We start from the raw sequence: 21,223 nt of genomic DNA, 5'->3' as shown, positions 1-21,223 counted from the left end.
TTCAGAGACACCTTTCGGAAGGGCTGATGGCCCGCTGGTCGATAGGGGTCGAGTAGCAGGTGCGTCGAACGTCGAGCTTTTGCTCCGACCGGTTCGTCGTGTGCCGGTCATGGTCGGAAGTTCGGGCGCGGTTGCTGAAGCAGGTCTTGGGACAACTTTCTGTACGTCGGTCTCAGGCACCGTTGCCGCGGCAGGACTTGCGACCGGCGGGATGGAAGCGATCCTGGGCTCGACAACACTGCCCTTTTCAGGCCCGACTATGGTTTGGCGGAGAGGTCGAATTGCGCGTTCCTGCGGGACGGAGTCGGCCCGAAGGGTGGCACTTTCTGACGGCGCTGGGTTCGTACGCGCGGAGTGCGGAGCCTTCGGGTGCACCGGGAGCTCTCTTCGCGGAATGACTGATCGTATCGCATCTTTGTCCGATGGGATATCGGACGCGGATGGTGTCGCAACCGCTACCTCTGAGCCCTGTTTCGCAACTTCAGGGATAATCTTGCCGTTTGCAGCGCGACGTTGTGCCGACCCTGGCGTTTCCTCCGGGATCGTCTGCGATTGGGCGCTTTTAGTTTGTTCCACCCAGGGTACCGGCGGGTCCGGCGCGATCACTTTCGGCTGACGGACCTGATCTCGTCCGGGGGTAACGGCCGCATCGCCGATCGGTGTCGCACTCGCAGACAGGCTTTCTGACACCGTTCGTTCCGAAAACGCCAATACTTGCGTTGTGTTCGTTGGGGACCGCTGCGCCGGCGTGGGTATGTGCGAGGTCCGGTCCATCTCAACAGCCGGTGCCGTCAGTACACGGTCCCGTTCCGTCTGGTGCCGAGACATTTCCAAAGTCGACGCAACTTTGGCCGATCGCGGCACAGGGCCGGACACGTTGACGACAGTGGCGGTGGCCACCCTGGGCGTTTCAGTGCGGGCAGTGCGGGTTTCGGCGCCCGGAATCGCGCTCTGTGCCCGGTACACCTCAGGCCCCGTGCCCGGCACCAAGAGTATCTTCCGGTGCAGGTCGACCTCATTCAGTATTGTGGGTTCAGAGAGCCGGCGATCCCGGTAGTCGGTATGAACCGGCGCGGGAACCGGCGATCGGTCGCCAGGCGGAGCCGCACCGTGGTCGGGAATGTTCTTTCCATCAGCGACCGGGACTCGTGACGCCACCGGTGGCGTTCGCAACATGGGTTCTAAGGACGGAAATGTTCGGTTGGCCGGTGCCGCCCCGATGTCCGGACTGAGGGAGCTCCGCTTCGGGCGGCGCAACTGCGGGCCAGGTTCCGGCTCCGCCACCAGGATGGTCGCAGGACTGCCGAAGGCGGGCCCCGAGGGTACAACGGCAGGACGCAAGGCCGGAGCTGGCGCCGGTACGGTCGCCGGGGTTCCTGTTGCGACTTCTGGTTCCGGATCAATTCTGTTCCGGGCTTGCCGCGGTAGGGGCACTCCAACCGGTTCCACAACCGGCGTCGGTTCCGGGGATTCTCGCCCGGCTAACCCGTGTTCCGGTGTCGCGGCGAATTGAGCCGGCACCGGTACTGTAGGCACCTCACGCTCCGAAAACGACGCAGGGTGCACATCAATCTCCGACCCGGCTTCCACTGCGTCGGACCACTCATCCGCGAAACCATCTTCGCCATCCTTCGCATCTGCAGGATCGTCAGCAGAACGAGATTCCGAGCGCGTGGACATCGTCCCGGACTCTTCGCCCGTTTCAGTTGTCGGGCTTTCCTTGCGGTCGGAGATCAACGGCACGTCCGGTTCCTCCAATTTGGCGGAAAAGACCTCGGAAAATGCCCTCCCGGAGGGGGCGGAACCAGGTATCGGGCGCGGGGTGGCCCGAAGGATCGGAAAGCCAAGCATTTCTGCTTTCATGTCAGCCTCAGAAATTCTTCTGCGACGGCGAATATCCACGGATTCGGTTACTGGTCCTTTACCGATTGGCGTCAAAATCGAGGGAACCGCTGAGAATTGGAGGCAATGATGCAGCCCGAAACCGTCGTTCCCGCCCATGGACATCGAACACGCGAAATCGCTGCGCTGCGCGAGGCCGCGACAGAGCTTGAAGCAAGTTTCCTTGCGGAAATGCTGCGCAGTGCCGGGCTGAACGGGCGTGGCGGCGCCTTCGGCGGCGGCACGGGTGAAGACCAGTTCACCTCATTTCTCGTCGAAGAACAGGCCCGCCGTCTGGCGGCCACCGGCGGTATTGGACTTGCCGAGACCATTTTCAACAGCCTGAAGGAGCGTAGGGATGACCGATGAGACCGATGGAAACGACTGTCTGGAACAGCTCGACCGACTGCTGAGTCGGGAAAGGGCGATGCTGTTGTCCGGCGACCTGCAGGAACTCGGCGAGTTGCTGCGGAAAAAGAAGGATCTCATCGACCGCGTCGTGGCAGATGACTGGGCTGAAAAACTTGCCGATCTGCACGGCAAGGCCCTGCGCAACCAGGCGCTTCTGGATAGCACCCTGCGCGGCATCCGCAATGTGGCGACCCGGTTCGCGAACCTGCGCCGAATTCGCAAGTCTTTGGAAACTTACGATGAATTCGGACACAAGCTGTCGGTGCCGACTGTCTCCGACAGCCGGATGGAAAAACGCGCCTGACGGGATTGTCTAAAAATCGCGGCAGCTGGCGCGAGCGACTTAGGGATCCGTTAGCTTCTCTGCGCGATGGTGGGCAGGCATCCGATCGGGTGGCGCGGCGACGGGAATAAGCCCGGCGTCAGCAAGAGTCAGAACGACAGACTGTACCGTCCCGAAATCCGGGGCGGGATGTGCAACGGGCGTGAAGCGCCAGTCAAAAAGGAAAAACGCATGTCCAGCATTCTGACAAACAACAGCGCCATGGTGGCGCTCCAGACGCTCAAGTCGGTCAACAAGGCGATGACCGAAACCCAAAGCCAGATTTCCACCGGCAAGCGTGTCGCCAGCGCGCGCGACAACTCCGCCGTCTGGGCCATCTCCAAGGTGATGGAATCCGATGTGAAGGGGTTCAAGGCGATCTCGGAAAGCCTGTCGCTTGGTGAATCCACGGTGGCCGTTGCGGCAAATGCCGCGGAAACGGTGACCGACCTTCTGAAGGACATGAAGGGCAAGATCATCTCGGCCAACGAAAGCAACGTGGACCGGAACAAGCTGCAGGCCGACATCACCGCGCTGACCGACCAGATCAAGTCGGTTGTCGGCGCCGCGCAGTTCAACGGGCTCAACCTGTTGTCGGGCACGGATGACGTCAACGTGCTGTCCTCCCTCGACCGGGCGAATGACGGGACCGTTTCGTCGTCGGACATCGTCGTGCGGCGCCAGGATCTCACTTTCGATGCAGGCGTCATGGGTACCGGGGCGGACCTCTCCGGCAACATTGCCGCGACGCTCGGCTCCAACAGCCTCGCCGGTGTGGCCGGGACGGAATTCTCCAGCAGCGGCAACACGATGACAATCCAGCTGGCCGCCGTCACGGCCGGTGCGTCCAACACCTACAACCTGCAGGTGGCGGGCCAGACGGTTACCTTCACTTCCGAAGCCGCCGGCAACACCGCCGACAGTGTGGCTGCCGGCATCACTGCCGCGCTCAGCGCCGCGGGGATCGAGGATATTACTGCCGAGGTTGCGACCGACACGATCACCATCACCTCCACCTCCAAGTTCGACGACGTGGAAGTGAACCTGACGACCTCCGACGTGAACGTCACCGCGGCGGTGAACGGCGGAACTGCAACCGCGGCAGGCGCAGGCTTCACCGGCGAAACCATCGCGGCACGGGCATCCGAAATCGCCTTCTCCGCAACGGCGGGCGTGTCGGAGGGTGACGGCTATCGTGTCACGGTCGACGGCAGCAACTACGACTATGTCGCCGGCAAAGGTGAATCCTTCGAAGATGTGGCCAAGGGTCTGAAGACCGTCATCGACGGCGCCAGCCTTTCGGGCATCACGACCAAGGTCACCTACGACGACGCAAACAGCCAGTATGTTCTGCAGATCGACAACGATGGCGCCGACGTGTCGCTGGCCGTTGACGGGGATGCAGGCGGTGTCGCAACAGGCGGCCTGTCTGGTCTGGACAAGATTGACGTCACCACCGACGACGGGGCGACGGCGGCACTGCAGAATATCGAGACCTATATCGACGGGTCGATCGATGCCGCCGCGGCCTTCGGCTCCGTACAGGGGCGGATCGAAACCCAGGCTGAATTTATCGGGAAACTGACGGACAGCCTGAAATCCGGCATTGGCTCACTTGTGGACGCCAATATGGAGGAGGTCTCGGCCCGGCTTCAGGCGCTTCAGGTCCAGCAGCAGCTGTCGATTCAGGCCATGTCGATTGCCAACCAGGCGCCGCAGTCCCTGCTGTCTCTCTTCGGCTGATCCGGCAAGGGCACCGGGCCGCCCAGTGCGGCCCGGTCGCCTGACCCGAACGATTTTCCTAACCGGAAGGACGAACCGTGACCGCCTTTTCCCTGGCACAACGCACCTACGGCCAGACGACCGCGCCGACCCGTACTGCGCGTGGTGCAGAATACGACATTCTCGTCCGGATCACGCGACAACTGATCAACGCGGCCCGCAAAGGCCGGGGTGGTTTTTCGGACCTCTGCCGCGCCATCCATGACAATCGCCAGATGTGGACAATTCTTGCGGGCGACGTCGCCGACAGCGACAACGCCCTGCCCGAGGAATTGCGCGCACGCATCTTCTATCTGGCCGAATTCACGCATGCCCACAGCAGCAAGGTCCTGCGCCGTGAAGCCAATGTCGCGCCACTGGTCGAAATCAATTCGGCCGTGATGCGAGGGCTCAGAACCGGCGGGGGCTCGTGATGGGCGGGCTTGTCCTTAAACTCGGTCCCAAGGAGCGGGTCCTCGTCAACGGGGCGGTGATCGAAAACGGGGATCGCAGGTCGCGTTTGTCGATCATGACACCGAACGCCAATATCCTGCGTTTGCGCGACGCCATTCATCCGAACGATGCGACCACGCCGGTGCGGCGCGTGTGCTACCTCGCCCAGTTGGTACTGACCGGCGATGCAGAGGCAGACGAGACCGAGCCGCGCCTGCTACGCCGGATCGAGGAACTGAGCCAGATTCTTACCGACCCGGACAGCCGCCGCCTGCTGACGGAGGCGACAGAAGCGGTACTGGGACAACGCCACTACCAATGCCTGAAGGCCCTGCGCAGCCTTCTGCCGCGTGAGGACCGGCTGCTGCAGGCGAGGATGTCATGACGTTCCAGCCGGTGATCGCGGGCTCCGGGCTTGCCGCCTGGACATTGTTGAACCGGACGCTGGATACCCAGTCCACGGTGTTTGCGGCGAGCCCCGAAATTTCGCGCGATACCGACTATTTCGAGGCCATGATCGGTTCGATCGATACGGCGGAGGACCTGGTCAAAGACCGCAGGCTGCTGCGCGTGGCCCTGGGTGCCTTCGGGCTGCAGGACGACATCAACAATAGCTATTTCATAAAGCGGGTTCTGGAGGAGGGCTCCCTGGATGAGGACGCGCTTGCCAACAAGCTGACCGACAGCCGATACAAGGACCTCGCTCAGGCTTTCGGTTTTGGCGACTTCGACACGCCGAGGTCCAAGATTTCGGACTTCGGGCAGAAGATCACCGACAAATTCCGTCGCCAGCAATTCGAGGTTGCGGTTGGCGAACAGGACGATTCCCTGCGGCTCGCGATGAATGCGGAGCGGAGCCTGCCTGAGCTGGCGGAAAGCGGTTCCTCCAATCGGACCAAATGGTTGCGGATCATGGGGAATCCGCCGCTCCGGTCGGTGATGGAAGGAGCGCTCGGGATGCCGGAGAGTTTTTCTCAGCTCGACCTCGACCGCCAGGTTGACCTGTTCATGGAACGCGCCACCCGGCAGATGGGAAGCGACGATATCGCCCAGTTCTCTGACCCGGAAATGGTGGAGAAGCTGGTGCAAAGGTTCCTCCTTCGCAACCAGGTCGAGGAGTTTCGTGCGGCGAATTCCGCCAGCGGGGCCGTATCCATGCTGGAAAGCGCTGCCCAGTTTGCCAAGTCGCGGTCTCCCCTGCGGCGTGGCTGAGCTGGAAGCGGGACCCGGCGCGTTGCGGTAACCGCCTCCAAAAACAGGCATAAGCCTTTCCACAGGGCATCGGCGCGGTATGTGCCCGCCCGGCGATAGTCAGTCATGATCGCGCCGGTGCCAAACCGCCACAAACAGGGACCTCCGCCTGCATGCAACGGATTTCGCGCGACCCGTGCCGGTTGTCGCCAAACGCGCCATCCACGCTATTACATACGACACGTCACAACTTACCGTCACCGCCCTGGCGGTCTGAGCGCAACGGCACCCCCTGACCTGGTCCGGGGGGACGCGCCTGCGGGTTCCGGGGCGCGCGGTTTCGGGGCCGCCTGACGCCCGGCAGGTCCTGCACGCTGGAGGATAAGCCGCAGGCGATTGAAAGAGTTCTCGATGTCTCCCGCCTCCCTCTCCGACAGGAAGGCGTCGAGGTCGGGATAGGCGCGTATGGCCCTGTCGAGCTCCGGATCGCTCCCTTCGGAATACAGCCCGGCCCGGATCATGACCTCGTTCCGGTCATAGGCGCCCAGCAACCTGCGCGCCGCGGAAATCGTTTCGTTTTCAGATACATCCGCCGCGCCGGGCAGGCTGCGAGACACCGACCGCAAGAGATCGATGGCCGGATAGCGACCGCGTTCCGCAATCGCCCGGTCCAGTACGACGTGCCCGTCAAGAACGCCGCGCAGGATGTCGGCCACCGGCTCCTCCATGTCGGACCCGGCGACCAGCACGGTGAAGATCGCCGTGATCGTGCCGCCCCCCTCCGGCCCCGGCCCGGCGCGTTCGCAAAGCTGCATGACGACATGGCTGGTGGAGGCTGGGTAGCCGCGCAGCGCAGGCTGTTCGCCCGCGGCGACGGCGACTTCCCGATGCGCGTCGGCAAAACGGGTGATGCTGTCGGCGAGGAAAAGCACGCGCCGCCCCTGATCGCGAAAATGCTCCGCCACGGTCATCGCCGCCCAGGCGCAGCGCCGCCTCACCAGGGCAGAGCGGTCGGAGGTCGCCGCGACCACCACGCTGCGCGCCATACCCTCCGGTCCCAAAGCGTCCGAAACGAAGTCGCGCAGTTCCCGCCCCCGTTCGCCGACCAGTGCGATCACCACGACATCCGCGGACATCTGCGCGGCGAAGTGGGCGAGAAGGCTGGACTTTCCGACGCCGGAGCCCGCGAAAAGCCCGATGCGCTGACCTTCGACAACCGGCAGCATGGTGTTGAAAACGGTCATCCCGGTCTCCAGCCGCGCACCCATGCGGCCGCGTCCGCCGGGATCGGGGGGCGAGCGTCGCAGCGGCAGGGTCCGGTCGCCACGGGCCAGCGGACGACCGTCCAGCGGAAGGCCGAAGGGGTCGATCACCCGCCCGATCCAGCTGTCGCAGGGGTCCAATCCGGCGGGTCCCATGAGCGTGACCCGGTCGCCGCGTGCGATACCCTCGGTCGACTCGTCGGGCAGAATCGACACGAGTTCACCGGAGATCAGGATGACCTCGCCCCCGAGGGCCGGTCCGCCAGCGCGGAGAATGCGCACCAGATCGCCCATGCGCGCGGCCCCGCCCAGGCCCGTGACGCCAATGACCGCGGATTCCACCGTCGCGACACGCCCGATGCACCGCACGGGCGCCAGCGATCCAAGTTCGGCCCGCAGACCGGCGAAGGCATTCTGCTTCATCAGGCGATTCCTCTGACCCTCAGGAACGGTTTCTAAAGGAATCGGAGTTAAGCCTTGATTGAAGCTGATCGAGGGAGAAGCCCCGATGTTCTCATCTCTGGACATGTTCCGCATGTCGCATGCCATGGCCCGCCACGCGGGTCTGCGGCAGGCGGTGATCGCGGAAAACATCGCAAATGCCGACACGCCGGGCTACCGCACGCGCGACATCGCGTCCTTTGCGGAGAGTTACCGTACGGCGGGTTCCGGGCTTCGGACAACGCGGCCCGGACACGGCGGAGGGCAGGCGTCCGGGTTCGACCTGCAGATCCGCGATGCCACGGAGGGGGAGGACAACCCGAACGGCAACTCTGTCTCGCTCGAGTCAGAGATGATGAAGGGGGTTCAGGTCCAGCAGCAGCATGACCGCGCCCTTGCGGTCTACCGCAGCGGGCTGTCGATCCTGCGCGCCTCTCTTGGGCGGAGGTAGGTCGCGATGTCGGACTTCGGGAAGGCTCTGGCGATTTCGGCAAGCGGGCTGCGGGCCCAGGCGCAGCGGCTGCGTCACGTTTCGGAAAACATCGCCAATACGGACACGCCGGGCTATCGGCGCAAGTCCGTTCCGTTCGAAACCGTTGCAGGGTTCGGCGCCGATGGCGGAGAGGTGCGGACCGGGCGCGTGCGCCTTGACCAGTCCGCGCTCACCACGATCCACGACCCATCTCATCCCTTGGCAGATGCGGCGGGGAATTACGCCGGGTCCAACGTCGATCTTTTGATCGAGATCGCCGACGCCCGCGAGGCGCAGCACAGCTACGAAGCCAACCTCAAGATGTTCGATCAGGCGCGGCAGATGTCCTCGTCACTGCTCGGGCTCCTCAGACGATAAGGACATTCCAGAATGGATATTCGCGCGATGAACGTCGCCCGCTCCTACGATACGGCGCGGAGCGTTACGGAACCCCAGCCCGGCACCGGGTCCGGCGCGGCGCTGACCCGTGCGATCGACGACTTTGCCACCACCTTCCGGGAGGGAGAGGCCACCGCGCGCGCCGCCATGATCGGCGGCGCCGATCCGCATGCGCTGGTCGAGGCGCTCGCGCAGACGGAACTGGCCGTGGAAACCGTCGTGACCGTCCGCGACAAGGTGGTCGAGGCGTATCAGGAAATCCTGCGGATGCCGGTCTGATCCATGGATGAACTTCTGTTCTTCGACACGCTCCGGCAGGGGCTCTGGGTGGCGGTCATCACCTCCGTCCCGATCCTGACGGTGGCGCTGGTGGTCGGTCTTGCCGTCGGTCTCTTCCAGGCCCTGACCTCCATCCAGGAGATGACGCTGACCTTCGTGCCCAAGCTCGGGGCGATCATCGGCGTGTTCTGGCTCTGCATGGGGTTCATGACGCAGACGCTGGTGGCCTTCTTTCACGACACGCTGATCCCCCTGATCGCCGGAGGCTGACGCATGGATAACGCAGGGTACACCACGCTCACGCGCCAGTCCGGGCTGATGCGGGAAATGCAGCTTATCGCGAACAACATCGCCAACGCGGCGACGACCGGGTTCCGGCAGGAGGGGCTGATCTTCTCCGAACATGTGCAGGCGCTGCGGGAAGGGCCGTCGATCTCCATGGCGACGGCGAATGTTCGCAGTACGTCCCTCATGCAGGGCACGCTCAGCGGGACCGGCAGCCCCTTCGACTTCGCCATCGAGGGCGAGGGATTCTTCCTGATCGAAACCCCACAGGGCGAACGCCTGACCCGCTCGGGCAGCTTCACCTCTTCGGGCGAGGGGGAGCTGGTCACAAACGACGGCTTTCGCGTGCTGGATGCGGGCGGGGCGCCGATCCTCGTCCCGCCGGGGGCCGGAGAGATCAGCGCCGCCGCGGACGGCACCCTGTCCGTCGGTGCCCTGCCGATCGCGCAGATCGGGGTGGTCCGGCCGGTCGACGGGTTGGGCCTGATCCGCGAAGACGGGGTGATGTTCCGTTCGGACACCGGGACGGAGCCGGTGGAGAATCCGCGCGTCGTGCAGGGTTTCGTCGAAGGCTCCAACGTCGATCCGATCGGGCAGATCGCGCGCATGATCCAGGTGCAGCGGGCCTACGAGCTCGGGCAGAGCTTTCTGGATGCGGAGAACGAACGCCTCCGCACCGCAATCGACACCTTCATGAAATAGGACACCACGATGAGAGCGCTGAAGATCGCCGCAACCGGCATGGCCGCGCAGCAGATGCGGGTCGAGACGATTTCGAACAACCTGTCGAACATGTCGACCACGGGCTACAACGCCCGGCGCGCCGATTTCGCCGACCTGCACTACCAGCAGTTCGCCCGCGCCGGAACGATCAACGCCGCGGACGGGACGACCCTGCCGACGGGCATCCAGCTTGGCCTCGGCGTGCGGCCCGCGGCTGTTTCCATGCTGCTCGCACAGGGGCCTCTGGCCAGCACCGGCGGCGATCTCGACCTCGCCATCGAGGGGCGTGGTTACCTTGAGGTCACGCTGCCCTCGGGCGAATCCGCCTACACCCGCGACGGGTCTCTGAAGCGGAACGGCGAGGGGGTCATCGTGACCTCTGACGGGTTCCGCGTGTCGCCGGAGATCGTCATTCCCGGCGACGTGCGCAGCGTCTCGATCAGCCCGGACGGGGAGGTCTACGGCTATTTCGAAGCGGGGACGGAGGCGCAGTTCCTCGGCCAGATCAGCCTCACGGGGTTTACCAATCCGAAGGGGCTGGAGGCCATCGGCTCCAACCTGTTTGTCGAAACCGCCGCCTCCGGCCCGGCCAATGTGACGACGCCGGGGCTCGACGGGCTTGGCACCGTAAGGCAGGGTTATCTCGAGGAAAGCACCGTCGACCCGGTCCGCGAGATCACCGACCTGATCGAGGCGCAGCGCGGATACGAATTGAACGCCAAGGTGATTTCCGCAGCAGATCAGATGCTTGGCGCCACGACGCAGATCCGCTGACATGGTCGCGCGCATCCTCCCCTTGCTGATCCTGGCGGCCCCCTGTGCGGCAGAGACGGTCGTCGCGGCGCGGACGGTCCGGCCGCAGTCCGTTCTGACCGCCGCCGACCTGACCCTTCAGGACGGCACCATGCCGGGCAGCTTCGCCTCCGTCGCCGCGCTGATCGGCAAGGAGACGCGCGTCGTGCTCTACGCCGGCCGCCCCGTCCTGCCCGAGGACATCGCAGCGCCCGCCATCGTCGACCGCAACCAGATCGTCACCCTCACATTCGCCCGCGACGGGCTGACGATCCGGACCGAAGGCCGCTCCCTCGGACGCGCGGGTGTCGGCGACTCCGTCCGGGTGATGAACGTGCAATCGCGAACCACGCTGAGCGGTCGTGTCCAGGCTGACGGATCGGTCTTGGTCCAATGAGCACTCTGCACCGGTCCATCGCGCTGATCCTTGCCTGCGCCACGGCTGCGGGCTGCGGGCGGCAGGACCACCTTGGAAAAGCGCCAAGTTTCACGCCTCCGGCCACCGGTACTGAACACGGGGCGATGATGGATCCCGGGCTGCCCTACACGCCCGAGGTCGCCCCGGTCGTGCCCGGAGTCTCGCTCTGGAGCGATACGCGGCAGTCGCTGCTTGGCGACCGGCGGGCGATGCGGCGCGGTGACATCATGACGGTGGTTGTGGAAATCGACGACAAGGCCGAGATCTCCAATGCCACCAGCCGGTCCCGGAACGGCAGCGAGTCCCTGCAGATTCCGCAACTGATCGGCCTGCCCCAGCGGCTCGACACCGCGCTGCCCGAAGGGGCTTCCGCCGCGAATGCTGTCTCCGTCACCTCCTCCAGCACCTCGGGCGGCAACGGGTCCGTGCGCCGGAACGAAAAGGTGACGCTCCGCGTCGCCGCCACCATTGTCGAGGTTCTGCCGAACGGCGTCCTGCATATCGAGGGATCGCAGGAGGTGCGGGTGAATTTCGAGATGCGTGAACTCATCGTCTCCGGCTACGTCCGGCCCGAGGATATCTCGCGCCAGAACGAGATCACCTATGACAAGATCGCTTCGGCCCGCGTGTCCTATGGCGGGCGCGGACAGATCACCGACATGCAGCAACCGCGTATCGGGCAACAGGTGCTCGACGCCGTCCTGCCCTTCTGACATCGGAGCCTGCGACCCATGGGCAAACTGCTTCCCCTGATCCTCATCATCCTCGGCATCGGCGGAGGCGCGGGTGCGGGGTTCATGCTGAAACCGGCACCCGAGGTCGCCGCGCTCGCCAACCCGTGCGGGGACATGCCCGCGGCGACCGAGCCGACTGAGCCTGCCGCGCCTCTCCCGCCGGAGGACAGGGACTACGTGAAGATGAACAACCAGTTCATCGTTCCGGTTGTCGAGGAAGGCCGCGTCGCCTCCCTCGTGGTCCTGTCGCTGAGCGTGGAGGTCCAGACCGGCACGCGCGAAATGGTGTTCGCGCGGGAACCGAAATTGCGTGACATCTTCCTTCAGCAACTGTTCGATCACGCCAATCAGGGCGGCTTCCGCGGGGCCTTCACGAACTCCAACACGCTGGACGTCCTGCGAAATTCCCTGCGGGAAGCCGGGGTGCACGTTCTCGGCGACAGCCTTCTCGACGTGCTGATCACCGACATCGCCCGGCAGGACGCCTGACGGGATCCTCTACCGCACACGGTTTGCGCGGCGCCGCAGTTTGCGCGCCTCATCCGCCAGAATCTCGTGGCAGGCCTGACGACGCGCAAATGCCTGTTTCAAGGCCTCGCGCGCGTCTTCGAGGTCGGCAAGGACCCCAGCCAGTCGGATGTTCAACGCTCCGCGACGCCGCATCAGCCAGGCGCGCCATGTCTGATCCGCGCCGATCGCGCGCCATGGGGTCGCTTCGTGACTGGACTGGTCGAGGCTGTCGCGCAGTTGGCGATCAAGGTCTTCAAGTTCGTTACGCAGGGCGGCGGCGTCATCTGTCAGTCGCCGCATATGCGCCTGCCGTGCCTGATAGACGGTGTCGACGGCCAGGAAGAGATCGCGGAACTGCCCGGTCATCGCCACCCTCTCCTCGCCCGGACCCGCATGCCGTCGGCAAACCGGATGGCGGCGGCGACTTCCCGATACAGGTGCGCCGGAATCTCCTGACCAAGGTCTGTCACGGCAAACAATGCGCGCGCTGTCGGCGGGTCGCGGTGCAGCGGAACGCCGTGAGCCTGTGCGACCTCCCGGATTTTTGCAGCCATTTCGTCCTGCCCCTTGGCGATGCAGATTGGTGCCGACCCCGGGGTCCGCTGCCATTCCAGCGCCACGGCGACATGCGTAGGATTTGTGATCACAACGTCCGCACGGGGAACGGCCTCGATCATGCGGGACATCGCGATCTCCTGCGCCCTTGCCCGCCGTTCGGATTTCAGCTGCGGATCGCCCTCCGTTTCCTTGTGTTCGTCCCGCATCTCCTTGTCGGACATGCGGTTCTTGCGCAGATGTTCCTGCCATTGCCACAGGTAGTCGATCACGCCGATCGACAATGCGATGACCAGCACGAACATCATGAGCCGGATCCCGAGGTCGAGGAACAACAGGGTCACGGGTTTCGGGCTGGTCTGCAGGCTGGCCGAGATCTCCGGAAGCTGGCGCAGGATGAACAGGCCAAGGAGGATGGAGAAGATCACCAGTTTGACGGAGCTCTTGGCGAATTCGAAAAGGCCGTTGCGACCGAACTTGTTCTTCGCGTTGGAAACGGGGGCGATACGGGAAAGCTTCGGTTCAAGCTTTTTCGGCGCAAAAACAAAGGCCTGCTGAACGAACAGCACGGCGATGGCCATCAGTGCGGGCAATGCGAAGAAAGGCGACAGCGCCAGCACCGTGCGCGAGATAAGCGCGCCAAACGCGACATGAGGTCCGTCGGTGACAAAGCCGTCGGCCAGCCTGTCCGCCTGACCGATGAAGGCCCGCATCTGGGTCGCCGCCGTATCGAGGCTCTTCGCCCCGACCGCAGCCGCGGCCAGAACCAAACCGGCATATGCTGCGGCAGTCGAAATATCCTGCGACCGCGGCACCTCCCCCTTCCGTCGGGCATTCTCCAGCTTCCGCCGGGACGGTTCGTGTGATTTCGTTTCGTCGTCTTCCTCGCTCATGGTGGCGGCGCGAAGGGTGCGGTCAGGAAAGTGAGCAGGTCATTGCCCCAGACTACGAGGATCGGCGGGGCGAGCAGCATGAGCAGCGCGAGACCTCCGAACGTGATCACGGGCGCGCCGACGAAGGCGACCATCAGCTGCGGCATGGCCCGGTTGATGACTCCGAGCGTCAGATTGTAGGTGAAGGACACGATCACGAATGGCGCCGCGAGCGTGAAGGCCAGGGCGAAGCTCCGCGAAGCGCCGGCGATGCCCCAGGCGGCGAAGTCCGCCGCGTTCGGGAAATCTCCGGCGGGAAGGATCGCATAGCTTGCGATCACATATTCGGCGAGTCGCGTGTGCAGCCCGAGGGTCATCGCCAGCGCCAGCCCACCGATGACAAGCAGGTGGCCGATCGCCGGCATGGGATCTGCGGCGGCGCCGCCGGCAAGCTGCGACAGGGACGCTGCCTGCGCAGCCATGCTGCCGGCCGTCTGCAATGTGATCACAAACAATCGCAATCCGATCCCAAGAGCCAGTCCGGCGCAGGTTTCCGTTGCGAGAAGACGGATGAAAACCGGGAAGGCCCAGGCATCGCCGACCGGCGCCGGGCTTGTCGCCGGGGTGACGACAGCCGTCAGCGCAAGGGCGAGCACCAGCTTGATGCGGCCGGGGACGGAGTGTTCCGAGAAGCCCGGCACCAGCGCCATCAACGGCGCGACCCGAAGAAACACCAGCGTCGCGTGCCACAACCCGTCCCGGACATGGACGAGGAGCAACGCCTCTACCGTCATGCGGCGACCACGCCGACGAGAGACGGGCGCGCGTCCAGGCCGATCTCCTCGAACGCGAGGACGGGATTTGCCAGCGCCTTCGCGCTCATCACCATGCGCAGGAACCTCCGGCGGCGCGTGGAGGTTACGACGGCCGGATAAATCCCCTGCTCTATGGCCTGGCCCAGCTTGTCCGCAAGGTTTCCGGCGAGCGTGTTGAAGACCTCCGGCGGCAGGGCGACGTCCATGGCGCCGCCGTCACCGTCCATCTGATAGGCGGCGAAGGTTTCCTCCCACTCCGGCGCGAGCTGGATCAGCGGGATGGAACCGTCTTCGCGGGTCAGGCCGCTGACCAGCTGGAACCCAAGCCTCTGACGGACATGTTCGCATATGCCCTCGGCCTGGGTGGTGAGCAGCCGCGCCTCCGAAATGGCTTCCAGGATCAGGGGCATGTTGCGGATCGACACCTGTTCTTCCAGCAGCAGTCGCAGGACCTTGTGAAGCAGGTCCATGGGGACACGGTCCGGGATGAGTTCGTCCAGCAGTTTCCGATTCGCGTCCGACCGGGCGGGATCGGACAGGCGCGTCATTTCATCCAGCAGGCGGCGCAGGGCCTTTAGGCTGAACAGGCGCGGCAGGTTGCGTTTGATGAGTTCGAGAAGATGCGTCGCCAGAATCTCCGTCGGGGTCACGAGGGTCACGCCGGACAGGGCCGCGCGGTCCTGGTCCGACTCCCGAATCCAGCGGGCAGCCGCGCCGTAGACCGGTTCGCGCACGTCTTCCCCGGCGGGAAGATTCGTGGCGGAGTCCGGCAGGAGCGCCATGACATGGCCTTGCCTGAGGGCCGCGCGCGCAACGACCACTCCCTGCAGGCGCACGACATAGCTTCCGGATTGCAGCGCCGGGTCGTCGGTCAGGCGGATTTCCGGCAGGATCAGGCCGAAATGGGTGGCGACATGGTTGCGCATGTTGGCGATGCGGGCGTCGAGCCCGGTTCCGGGATCGAGCACCAGGTCGACCAGATCGGGCGCGAATTCAACGTGGATGTCGTCAAGGTCCAGAAGATCGCCAAGCGGGCGTTGCACGGGACGCTCCGGATTGTCGGCATCGGGTGGCGGCTGCGCCGGATCCGGCGGTGTGGCGGCGTTGACGCGCCAGGCTGCGAGACCAAGTGCCAGGCCGCCGAGGACGAAGGGGACGACCGGCAGGCCCGGCACCAGCGCAAACAGAAACATCAGCCCGGCCACCGTGGCGAGGGCTGCGGGGTGGCGTCCCAGCTGTCCGACCAGTGCCAGGTCGGTCGAACCGGTGGTGCCGCCACGGGCCAGCAACAGGGCCGAGGCGATGGAGATGATGACGGCCGGGATCTGCGTCACCAGGCCGTCGCCCACGGTCAGAATGGCATATGTCTCAAAGGCTTGGCCAAGTGGCATGCCGTGAACCACGGCCCCCATGATCAGACCGACCACAAGGTTGAGAAGGGTAATCAGCAGACCCGCAACCGCGTCGCCCTTGACGAATTTCGACGCCCCGTCGAGCGAGCCGAAGAAGGTGGTTTCGCGCTGCTCCTGCTCTCTCCGGGCCTTGGCTTCGGCGTGGTCTATGGCACCTGCGGACATGTCGCTGTCGATCGCCAGCTGTTTGCCCGGCATTCCGTCGAGCGCGAAACGCGCGCCGACCTCGGCCATCCGCGCGGCGCCCTTTGTGATGACCATGAAGTTCACGATCAGCAGCACGCCGAAGACAACCAATCCAAGAAAGACGCTGCCGCCCATTACAAAATCGGCGAACCCCTCGATCACCTCGCCGGCCGCGCCGGTGCCGGTATGCCCCTGACCTATGATCAGTTTGGTTGACGAAACGTTGAGCGACAGGCGCAGCATCAGCGATGCCAGCAAGATCGTCGGGAATGATGAGAAATCGAGCGGACGCTCGATGAACAGGGTTACCGTGAAGATCAGGATGGCGAGCGCGAAGCTGCCGGCAAGACCGATGTCCAGGACGATCGCGGGCATCGGCAGGATCATCATTATGATGATGGTCATCAGGGCCAGGGTCAGCAGGATCGTCGGCTGGAAAATTGTTGCTGCGTTCAGTTTTGGCACGGTCATCCCCCGATCAGAGCCGGGCGCTGGCGGCCCAGATCGATGATCGGGACCAATGAGCCTCGCGCCACGTCGGAGGGATGGCTCGGCTTCATGAAAGGATAGGAATTTGCGCGTCTGGCGGTTACCGCCTTTGCAGGTGGTTTGGGCATCGCGGACAGTGCAATGAGCTCCTGCCGAAGTTTGGCCCGGTAAATTCGCGCCCGTTCCGGATCGCGGGAATGGTAGGCCCCGGCGGCGCGCGACCAGTCACCGAATTCGCGAAAAAGGTTCCTCAGGAAACGGGCTGCGTAGCGGGCGTTTCGACCCGGATCCAGGATATCGCGAGGGTCCCGGAACTGGTCGCCATGCCAGCGGAGATTGATCTGGAAGCAACCGATGTCGAGGTCATGGCGGCCGGCAGCGGCGATGTCCCGGATCATGGTCGCGGCCTCCTCCTCATCGCGCAGCCAGAATCCGCGGCCACCCAGATTGATCGTCCATGGCCACGGCACCCTTCCCGCCGCGGACATGCGGCCGGTCTCGACCCGCGTGATCGCCAGCATGATGTCCTGAGGGACGGCGAATTCGGCAGCGGCCCGGGCGGCGGCGAGATCGCAGATCTGGCGCGGCTCCCGAGTGGCTGCATTTTGGGGTGCCGCAAAAAGCAACAGGATCACGATCTGCAGCGTATTCACGCGAGAGCCGCGTCGCGTCCTGTTGGCAGTCCCCAAGGTTCTGTGCGGTGTCATATTGCGCGCTCCGGCCGGATCGGACTTCCGGAGTATGGAGGAGGACAAGTTTATTTTTGGTGATCGGCGGAGTGAATTCCGTCAGTTCTGCGGTTCTGCGGGCAGGGCGTAGCGGTCCAGCATTTTTTCGATCGTGGATCGGGAGGACGTGGAATCCTGTAGCAGCCGGCGCCCGGAGGACAGAGGACCACGGTCCGGCTCCGGGACTGTGCCGTCTGGCGTCATCAGGGTGGCCAGCGCGGCCCGGAGCGGGTCATCGGAACCGGAAAGCCGGGTCCAGTCCCCGGCCAGCCAGGCCTGGTGTTCCGCCTGTTCCGGCATGTTCAGGGTCCGGTAGCTTTCGCTGGCGGCCGTGTGATCGCCGTTCGCCGCCTGGGTCTTTGCGAGGAGTTCCGCAATGTCCGTCCCCTGAAACCTGTGCAGTTCAGCCTCTGCACGGCGTCCGCGGCCAAGCCCGAGGGAGACCCGGGCTGCGATCTGCGCCCTCGCGCTGTCCTCCCGGAGGGGCTGGTTGTTCTGCAGGATGGTTGCGGCGAGTTCGGGGAAGCCGAGGTCAAGCAGGCGTTCGGCAATGGCGTCCGCGGCATCGGCGGCGATTTTCTCCTCCGGGTGATCGGCCAGGCGGAGGGCGTGCTTCAGAAAATCGGGATCGCTGGTGTTCTGGGCGAGTGTCCGGACCACGTGACTGCGTGTTTCGGTGACATCCGCGATCCGGTCCGCGGTCTCCTTCCCCGACGCCAGACTGGCCAGCGCTGCCTCGAACTGGCCGGAACTCGCCCGTGCGAGCGCTTCCGTTTCGGCGAGATCTGCAGCCAGCGGCGTGTCGCGATACTGGAGGAAATAGGCGGCGAGCCTGTCTGCCACCTCCTCGGGCACGATCATGTCACGCGACAGGTCGTCCCGGACCAGAGCAAGAAGCGCTTCGGGCGACGCGTCCCCTTCGCGCCCGGCAGCCTGGTCGAGCAGCGCCCGGCCGGTCTGCCTGTCACCGTGTTCAAGTTCGTATTGCCCCTTGGCCAGTTCACTGCGGGGCGTGCCTGCCTCGTCGGTGCGGTCGAGGATCCGGAAAACCGCCTCCGCGGCCTCCGCATTGCCGGCGGCCACGAAATTCGCGGCAACAACCGTGCCCAGATGCGTTCGAAGGGGCGGCGGCAAGGCATTGAGTTCGTGCAGCAACGACGAAATTTCGGCTTCGGGCATCGCGCCTGTCTGGCCCGCCAGCGCCGACCAGAGACCGGCTGGACCTTCGCATCCCCGCTGGCTGTCGAAGGGCGATGGATCGGGATCATGGCCAAGATCGACAATCCGACTCATGGATCGCAGGATCTCTGAATCCTGATCCTCCGTGGCTGGAAGGGACAGGATCGCCTCTGCTTCCGCCCCGAACCCGTAAGCGATGTAGAACCGCGCGAGCGCGCGCGCGGTTGCCGGGGCCGGATCGTCAAATTCCCCGGTCAGCGCGGAGCGGAGGCGACCCAGTTCCGCGGCGAACGTGCCTTCCCCGCGCCAGTCCGCAAGGTCGAGCCGGTCGTTGGTGATGCAGGGGATGCCGCTTGCGTCGACGGGCCGGGGCTCCGTCTCCATCGGGATCAGCGTGTTCTGATGCACGATTACCCCGTCCTCCGGCCCGGTCCTGCCGGCGCCAGGCAAGTCGGCGGTCCGGTCGGCCTCTGGGCTTCGGGGTTGAGGAGACAGGCTGGCGCTGAGGACGCCCTGCGTGGCGGCGAGAGAAAGTTGCTTCAGGATTTCCGTCTCGAACGCCTGCAAATCCGCCGAGGCTTCGGGGGAGCCCTTGTCCGGAAGCGAGCGGGTTGCGGTTTCCGTCACGCGGCGGGCTTCGGCCATCGGGATCGTTCGGAGCGGGACAGGAACGGGGAGTTCCATCCGGTCAGGTGGCGCGGGCTCCGCCGGGGGCGGCGGCGCGGCGGTTTCCAGTTGCGTTGCAGGCGGGTCCAGCAGATCGAGCACGACGACATTGCCGACCAGCGTTTCCGTTCGCAGCCCGCATCGGCAATTCAGGATAATCGCCAGGCCCTCGCTGCCTCTGGACGGCAGGACATCCCTGACGCGCTGCCTGCCGATGCGGGGGAATACCGTCGACGTGTCGAACCTGACCTCCGGACCGGTGATCAGTGTCACACGATCCGGCTCCTCCCTCAGGGTCCATTCGGTGGTCTCGGGCAGGTAGACGACAAGCCGGGTAAATCCGTCATGTTCGCCGCTTCGCACGACCGCCGTCTCCGCGGCGGCACAGATCGCTGGGACAAGCAGGAGGATCATTGCGGCGAACAGTCGGGTCATGCCGCGTCCTGCTTGACGGCTTTCAGCGCCTCTTCCAGATCGGAAAAGCTGGGTCGATTGTGCGACGGGGTGTTCTGGCGACCGACCTCGATGCAGATGTTCGTGGCGTGATTGTGCAGGTTGGCGATCAGTACCTCGCGGATGAGGTGGTAGAAGTGCGCGTCTTCCTCCACCACGGATTTCACCTTGTTGGCAAAGGGTCCGACAAGTCCGTAGGCGAGGAACACGCCGAGGAACGTGCCGACCAGCGCGCCACCGATCATCTTGCCCAGCACCTCCGGCGGCTGGTCGATGGAGCCCATGGTCTTGATGACGCCAAGCACCGCCGCGACGATCCCAAGCGCGGGAAGCCCGTCGGCGACGGTCTGCAGCGCGTGGCTGGAGTGCAGCGAATGGTGCAGGTTCGCCTCCATCCGCTTGTCGAGCACCTCTTCGACCTGATGCGGATCGTCGTAATTCATGGAAGCGGAGCGCATGGTGTCGCAGATCAGGCCGATCGCCTCCCTGTCGGACAGGATCTTAGTGTACTTGGAGAAGATCGCCGACTCCGCCGGGGCTTCGATATGCTCCTCGATCGCGACGGGGTTCTGCCGGGCGAGACGGATCAGCTCGAACAGCAGACAAAGCAGGTCCTGATAATCCGCGTGCTTCCATTTCGGGCCCTTGAAGACCTTTCCCATGTCCTTGAGCGTGTGTTTGACGGTGTCCATGTCGTTGCCGACGAGGAAGGCTCCGACCGCCGCGCCGCCGATCATCATCATTTCGAACGGGAGCGATTTCAGGATGATGCCGAGTTTCCCGCCGGCCAGGATATAGCCGCCGAAGACCATCACGAAAATGACACCGATGCCAACGAACCCGATCATGTCGCGCGCCTCCGTACCTTGTGGGGAGTGTCACCGATACGGGTTAAGAAATGCTGTCTCACCGGCTCAGTCCTTCGGCACGTTCGCGTTCCGGCCGGCGAGGATGACGCTGACGGAATAGGCGGTCTGCGGGGACAGGCCGGCGAGAACACCGGCGGCGGCGGCCGGGTCCATGCGGCCGAGGAAACCGGCGGCGAACTGGGGATCCATCTCCTCGAATAGGGCGGCGGCTTCGGCGGGTTTCATGTTCTGGTAGACGGCGGTCAGACGGTTCAGGTCGTCCTCTGCCGCCGTGTCGGCGAGAGCGAGGGTCGCGCGCAGTTTCTCCTCCGCCTCCGTCAACGCGGCGAGCTTCCGGGCGATGGCCTGGTCTGCCACCGATAGGGCCTGCGCGCGATCGGCGATCTCTGCCTCCCGCCGGGTGATCCGGTCCTCCCGCGTGCGGAAGGCGTCGAGCAGGGCGGCGATGTCGGGAGGCGGGGTGCAGCCGGTCGGGGCGGGCGGCGGGGCTTCGGTGCCCGCCGCCTCCACCCGCGCGTAGGCCCGGCCGGCGTCGTCGCCAAGCCGCAGGACGGCCGATCCGGCGAGCAGAAGCGCGACGACCATGAGCGCACCGCGTCCCGGGTGACGCGCACGGCGGGCAGTACGCCTTCGACCTGTGACAAGACGTCCGAGGGTCAGGCGCA

At 64.8% G+C, this 21,223-nt stretch carries 24 protein-coding genes; 15 read left to right on the top strand and 9 right to left on the bottom strand.

Features of this window, described 5'->3' with window-relative positions; translation table 11 throughout:
• Positions 1-1,971 precede the first annotated feature (1,971 nt).
• The 6 genes from IEV87_RS19230 to IEV87_RS19205 all read left to right on the top strand — a co-directional run bounded on the left by IEV87_RS19230 (position 1,972) and on the right by IEV87_RS19205 (position 6,040).
• Positions 1,972-2,250 (top strand): rod-binding protein, encoded by a 279-nt coding sequence (locus IEV87_RS19230; protein WP_188479432.1) that lies wholly within the window; start codon positions 1,972-1,974, stop codon positions 2,248-2,250.
• A complete protein-coding gene (locus IEV87_RS19225; protein WP_188479431.1) occupies positions 2,240-2,596 on the top strand; it encodes a flagellar biosynthesis protein FlgN in 357 nt (118 codons plus the stop codon). Before IEV87_RS19230 ends, IEV87_RS19225 begins: the two co-directional genes overlap by 11 nt.
• Before the next feature lie 210 nt (positions 2,597-2,806).
• Entirely contained in the window at positions 2,807-4,357 is a 1,551-nt protein-coding gene (locus IEV87_RS19220) for a flagellin N-terminal helical domain-containing protein (RefSeq protein ID WP_188479430.1), read from the top strand.
• Positions 4,358-4,434: 77 nt separating this feature from the next.
• Positions 4,435-4,809 (top strand): flagellar biosynthesis regulator FlaF, encoded by a 375-nt coding sequence (flaF, locus tag IEV87_RS19215; RefSeq protein WP_188479429.1) that lies wholly within the window; start codon positions 4,435-4,437, stop codon positions 4,807-4,809.
• Complete coding sequence (gene flbT / locus IEV87_RS19210; protein ID WP_188479428.1) at positions 4,809-5,213, top strand: flagellar biosynthesis repressor FlbT; 405 nt, start codon at positions 4,809-4,811, stop codon at positions 5,211-5,213. Before flaF ends, flbT begins: the two co-directional genes overlap by 1 nt.
• Positions 5,210-6,040 carry a DUF1217 domain-containing protein gene (locus tag IEV87_RS19205; RefSeq protein ID WP_188479427.1) on the top strand — a complete coding sequence of 277 codons (831 nt, stop codon included), beginning with the start codon at positions 5,210-5,212 and terminating at the stop codon, positions 6,038-6,040. The genes flbT and IEV87_RS19205 overlap by 4 nt, the downstream gene beginning before the upstream one ends.
• Positions 6,041-6,276: 236 nt before the next feature.
• Here the strand turns inward: IEV87_RS19205 and IEV87_RS19200 are convergent, their stop codons facing one another.
• A complete protein-coding gene (locus IEV87_RS19200; protein WP_188479426.1) occupies positions 6,277-7,704 on the bottom strand; it encodes a FliI/YscN family ATPase in 1,428 nt (475 codons plus the stop codon).
• Between the two features lie 85 nt (positions 7,705-7,789).
• Here IEV87_RS19200 and IEV87_RS19195 point away from each other — a divergent pair, with 85 nt between their 5' ends.
• Genes IEV87_RS19195 through IEV87_RS19155 form a run of 9 tightly spaced genes read left to right on the top strand, consistent with a single transcriptional unit; the run spans position 7,790 to position 12,313 of the window.
• Entirely contained in the window at positions 7,790-8,173 is a 384-nt protein-coding gene (locus IEV87_RS19195) for a FlgB family protein (protein ID WP_188479425.1), read from the top strand.
• 6 nt (positions 8,174-8,179) lie between these two features.
• Positions 8,180-8,572, top strand: coding sequence for a flagellar basal body rod protein FlgC (flgC, locus tag IEV87_RS19190; protein ID WP_188479424.1), 393 nt, complete (start codon positions 8,180-8,182; stop codon positions 8,570-8,572).
• 12 nt (positions 8,573-8,584) lie between these two features.
• The gene (fliE, locus tag IEV87_RS19185) at positions 8,585-8,872 is read left to right on the top strand and encodes a flagellar hook-basal body complex protein FliE (RefSeq protein ID WP_188479423.1); all 288 of its coding nucleotides are present in this window, start codon (positions 8,585-8,587) and stop codon (positions 8,870-8,872) included.
• Positions 8,873-8,875: 3 nt separating this feature from the next.
• Positions 8,876-9,142 (top strand): flagellar biosynthetic protein FliQ, encoded by a 267-nt coding sequence (locus tag IEV87_RS19180; RefSeq protein WP_188479422.1) that lies wholly within the window; start codon positions 8,876-8,878, stop codon positions 9,140-9,142.
• Positions 9,143-9,145: 3 nt separating this feature from the next.
• Positions 9,146-9,859, top strand: a complete 714-nt coding sequence (locus IEV87_RS19175; protein WP_188479421.1) for a flagellar hook-basal body complex protein — start codon at positions 9,146-9,148, stop codon at positions 9,857-9,859.
• Positions 9,860-9,868: 9 nt separating this feature from the next.
• Positions 9,869-10,654, top strand: a complete 786-nt coding sequence (gene flgG / locus IEV87_RS19170; RefSeq protein WP_188479420.1) for a flagellar basal-body rod protein FlgG — start codon at positions 9,869-9,871, stop codon at positions 10,652-10,654.
• A 1-nt stretch (position 10,655) separates the two neighbouring features.
• The gene (flgA, locus tag IEV87_RS19165) at positions 10,656-11,069 is read left to right on the top strand and encodes a flagellar basal body P-ring formation chaperone FlgA (RefSeq protein WP_188479419.1); all 414 of its coding nucleotides are present in this window, start codon (positions 10,656-10,658) and stop codon (positions 11,067-11,069) included.
• Positions 11,066-11,803, top strand: coding sequence for a flagellar basal body L-ring protein FlgH (gene flgH, locus IEV87_RS19160; RefSeq protein WP_188479418.1), 738 nt, complete (start codon positions 11,066-11,068; stop codon positions 11,801-11,803). The genes flgA and flgH overlap by 4 nt, the downstream gene beginning before the upstream one ends.
• Before the next feature lie 18 nt (positions 11,804-11,821).
• On the top strand, positions 11,822-12,313 hold the full coding sequence (locus IEV87_RS19155) for a flagellar basal body-associated protein FliL (protein ID WP_188479417.1): 492 nt from the start codon (positions 11,822-11,824) through the stop codon (positions 12,311-12,313).
• 9 nt (positions 12,314-12,322) lie between these two features.
• Here IEV87_RS19155 and IEV87_RS19150 read toward each other — a convergent pair whose 3' ends face one another.
• The 8 genes from IEV87_RS19150 to IEV87_RS19115 all read right to left on the bottom strand — a co-directional run bounded on the left by IEV87_RS19150 (position 12,323) and on the right by IEV87_RS19115 (position 21,143).
• The gene (locus IEV87_RS19150) at positions 12,323-12,700 is read right to left on the bottom strand and encodes a hypothetical protein (RefSeq protein ID WP_188479416.1); all 378 of its coding nucleotides are present in this window, start codon (positions 12,698-12,700) and stop codon (positions 12,323-12,325) included.
• Positions 12,697-13,782 (bottom strand): EscU/YscU/HrcU family type III secretion system export apparatus switch protein, encoded by a 1,086-nt coding sequence (locus IEV87_RS19145; protein ID WP_188479415.1) that lies wholly within the window; start codon positions 13,780-13,782, stop codon positions 12,697-12,699. Before IEV87_RS19145 ends, IEV87_RS19150 begins: the two co-directional genes overlap by 4 nt.
• Positions 13,779-14,555 (bottom strand): flagellar biosynthetic protein FliR, encoded by a 777-nt coding sequence (locus tag IEV87_RS19140; protein ID WP_188479414.1) that lies wholly within the window; start codon positions 14,553-14,555, stop codon positions 13,779-13,781. The genes IEV87_RS19145 and IEV87_RS19140 overlap by 4 nt, the downstream gene beginning before the upstream one ends.
• Complete coding sequence (gene flhA, locus IEV87_RS19135; protein ID WP_188479413.1) at positions 14,552-16,645, bottom strand: flagellar biosynthesis protein FlhA; 2,094 nt, start codon at positions 16,643-16,645, stop codon at positions 14,552-14,554. Before flhA ends, IEV87_RS19140 begins: the two co-directional genes overlap by 4 nt.
• Positions 16,642-17,316, bottom strand: coding sequence for a transglycosylase SLT domain-containing protein (locus tag IEV87_RS19130; RefSeq protein ID WP_188479412.1), 675 nt, complete (start codon positions 17,314-17,316; stop codon positions 16,642-16,644). The genes flhA and IEV87_RS19130 overlap by 4 nt, the downstream gene beginning before the upstream one ends.
• Positions 17,317-17,451: 135 nt before the next feature.
• Positions 17,452-19,671: a hypothetical protein gene (locus tag IEV87_RS19125; RefSeq protein ID WP_188479411.1), complete on the bottom strand. Its 2,220-nt coding sequence runs from the start codon at positions 19,669-19,671 to the stop codon at positions 17,452-17,454.
• Positions 19,668-20,537 (bottom strand): flagellar motor stator protein MotA, encoded by an 870-nt coding sequence (gene motA, locus IEV87_RS19120; RefSeq protein WP_188479410.1) that lies wholly within the window; start codon positions 20,535-20,537, stop codon positions 19,668-19,670. Before motA ends, IEV87_RS19125 begins: the two co-directional genes overlap by 4 nt.
• 66 nt (positions 20,538-20,603) lie before the next feature.
• On the bottom strand, positions 20,604-21,143 hold the full coding sequence (locus IEV87_RS19115; protein ID WP_188479409.1) for a MotE family protein: 540 nt from the start codon (positions 21,141-21,143) through the stop codon (positions 20,604-20,606).
• Positions 21,144-21,223: the final 80 nt, after the last annotated feature.

The sequence above is a fragment of the Primorskyibacter flagellatus genome, from assembly GCF_014638275.1.
Lineage (GTDB): Bacteria > Pseudomonadota > Alphaproteobacteria > Rhodobacterales > Rhodobacteraceae > Pseudooceanicola > Pseudooceanicola flagellatus_A.
This window is presented reverse-complemented; position numbering and strand designations above follow the sequence as displayed.

Coding starts and splice junctions, on each gene's coding strand:
- IEV87_RS19230 (WP_188479432.1), top strand. CDS start 1,972: ATGCAGCCCGAAACCGTCGTTCCCGCCCATGGACATCGAACACGCGAA.
- IEV87_RS19225 (WP_188479431.1), top strand. CDS start 2,240: ATGACCGATGAGACCGATGGAAACGACTGTCTGGAACAGCTCGACCGA.
- IEV87_RS19220 (WP_188479430.1), top strand. CDS start 2,807: ATGTCCAGCATTCTGACAAACAACAGCGCCATGGTGGCGCTCCAGACG.
- flbT (WP_188479428.1), top strand. CDS start 4,809: ATGGGCGGGCTTGTCCTTAAACTCGGTCCCAAGGAGCGGGTCCTCGTC.
- IEV87_RS19205 (WP_188479427.1), top strand. CDS start 5,210: ATGACGTTCCAGCCGGTGATCGCGGGCTCCGGGCTTGCCGCCTGGACA.
- IEV87_RS19200 (WP_188479426.1), bottom strand. CDS start 7,704: ATGAAGCAGAATGCCTTCGCCGGTCTGCGGGCCGAACTTGGATCGCTG.
- IEV87_RS19195 (WP_188479425.1), top strand. CDS start 7,790: ATGTTCTCATCTCTGGACATGTTCCGCATGTCGCATGCCATGGCCCGC.
- flgC (WP_188479424.1), top strand. CDS start 8,180: ATGTCGGACTTCGGGAAGGCTCTGGCGATTTCGGCAAGCGGGCTGCGG.
- fliE (WP_188479423.1), top strand. CDS start 8,585: ATGGATATTCGCGCGATGAACGTCGCCCGCTCCTACGATACGGCGCGG.
- IEV87_RS19180 (WP_188479422.1), top strand. CDS start 8,876: ATGGATGAACTTCTGTTCTTCGACACGCTCCGGCAGGGGCTCTGGGTG.
- IEV87_RS19175 (WP_188479421.1), top strand. CDS start 9,146: ATGGATAACGCAGGGTACACCACGCTCACGCGCCAGTCCGGGCTGATG.
- flgG (WP_188479420.1), top strand. CDS start 9,869: ATGAGAGCGCTGAAGATCGCCGCAACCGGCATGGCCGCGCAGCAGATG.
- flgA (WP_188479419.1), top strand. CDS start 10,656: ATGGTCGCGCGCATCCTCCCCTTGCTGATCCTGGCGGCCCCCTGTGCG.
- flgH (WP_188479418.1), top strand. CDS start 11,066: ATGAGCACTCTGCACCGGTCCATCGCGCTGATCCTTGCCTGCGCCACG.
- IEV87_RS19155 (WP_188479417.1), top strand. CDS start 11,822: ATGGGCAAACTGCTTCCCCTGATCCTCATCATCCTCGGCATCGGCGGA.
- IEV87_RS19150 (WP_188479416.1), bottom strand. CDS start 12,700: ATGACCGGGCAGTTCCGCGATCTCTTCCTGGCCGTCGACACCGTCTAT.
- IEV87_RS19145 (WP_188479415.1), bottom strand. CDS start 13,782: ATGAGCGAGGAAGACGACGAAACGAAATCACACGAACCGTCCCGGCGG.
- IEV87_RS19140 (WP_188479414.1), bottom strand. CDS start 14,555: ATGACGGTAGAGGCGTTGCTCCTCGTCCATGTCCGGGACGGGTTGTGG.
- flhA (WP_188479413.1), bottom strand. CDS start 16,645: ATGACCGTGCCAAAACTGAACGCAGCAACAATTTTCCAGCCGACGATC.
- IEV87_RS19125 (WP_188479411.1), bottom strand. CDS start 19,671: ATGACCCGACTGTTCGCCGCAATGATCCTCCTGCTTGTCCCAGCGATC.
- motA (WP_188479410.1), bottom strand. CDS start 20,537: ATGATCGGGTTCGTTGGCATCGGTGTCATTTTCGTGATGGTCTTCGGC.
- IEV87_RS19115 (WP_188479409.1), bottom strand. CDS start 21,143: ATGGTCGTCGCGCTTCTGCTCGCCGGATCGGCCGTCCTGCGGCTTGGC.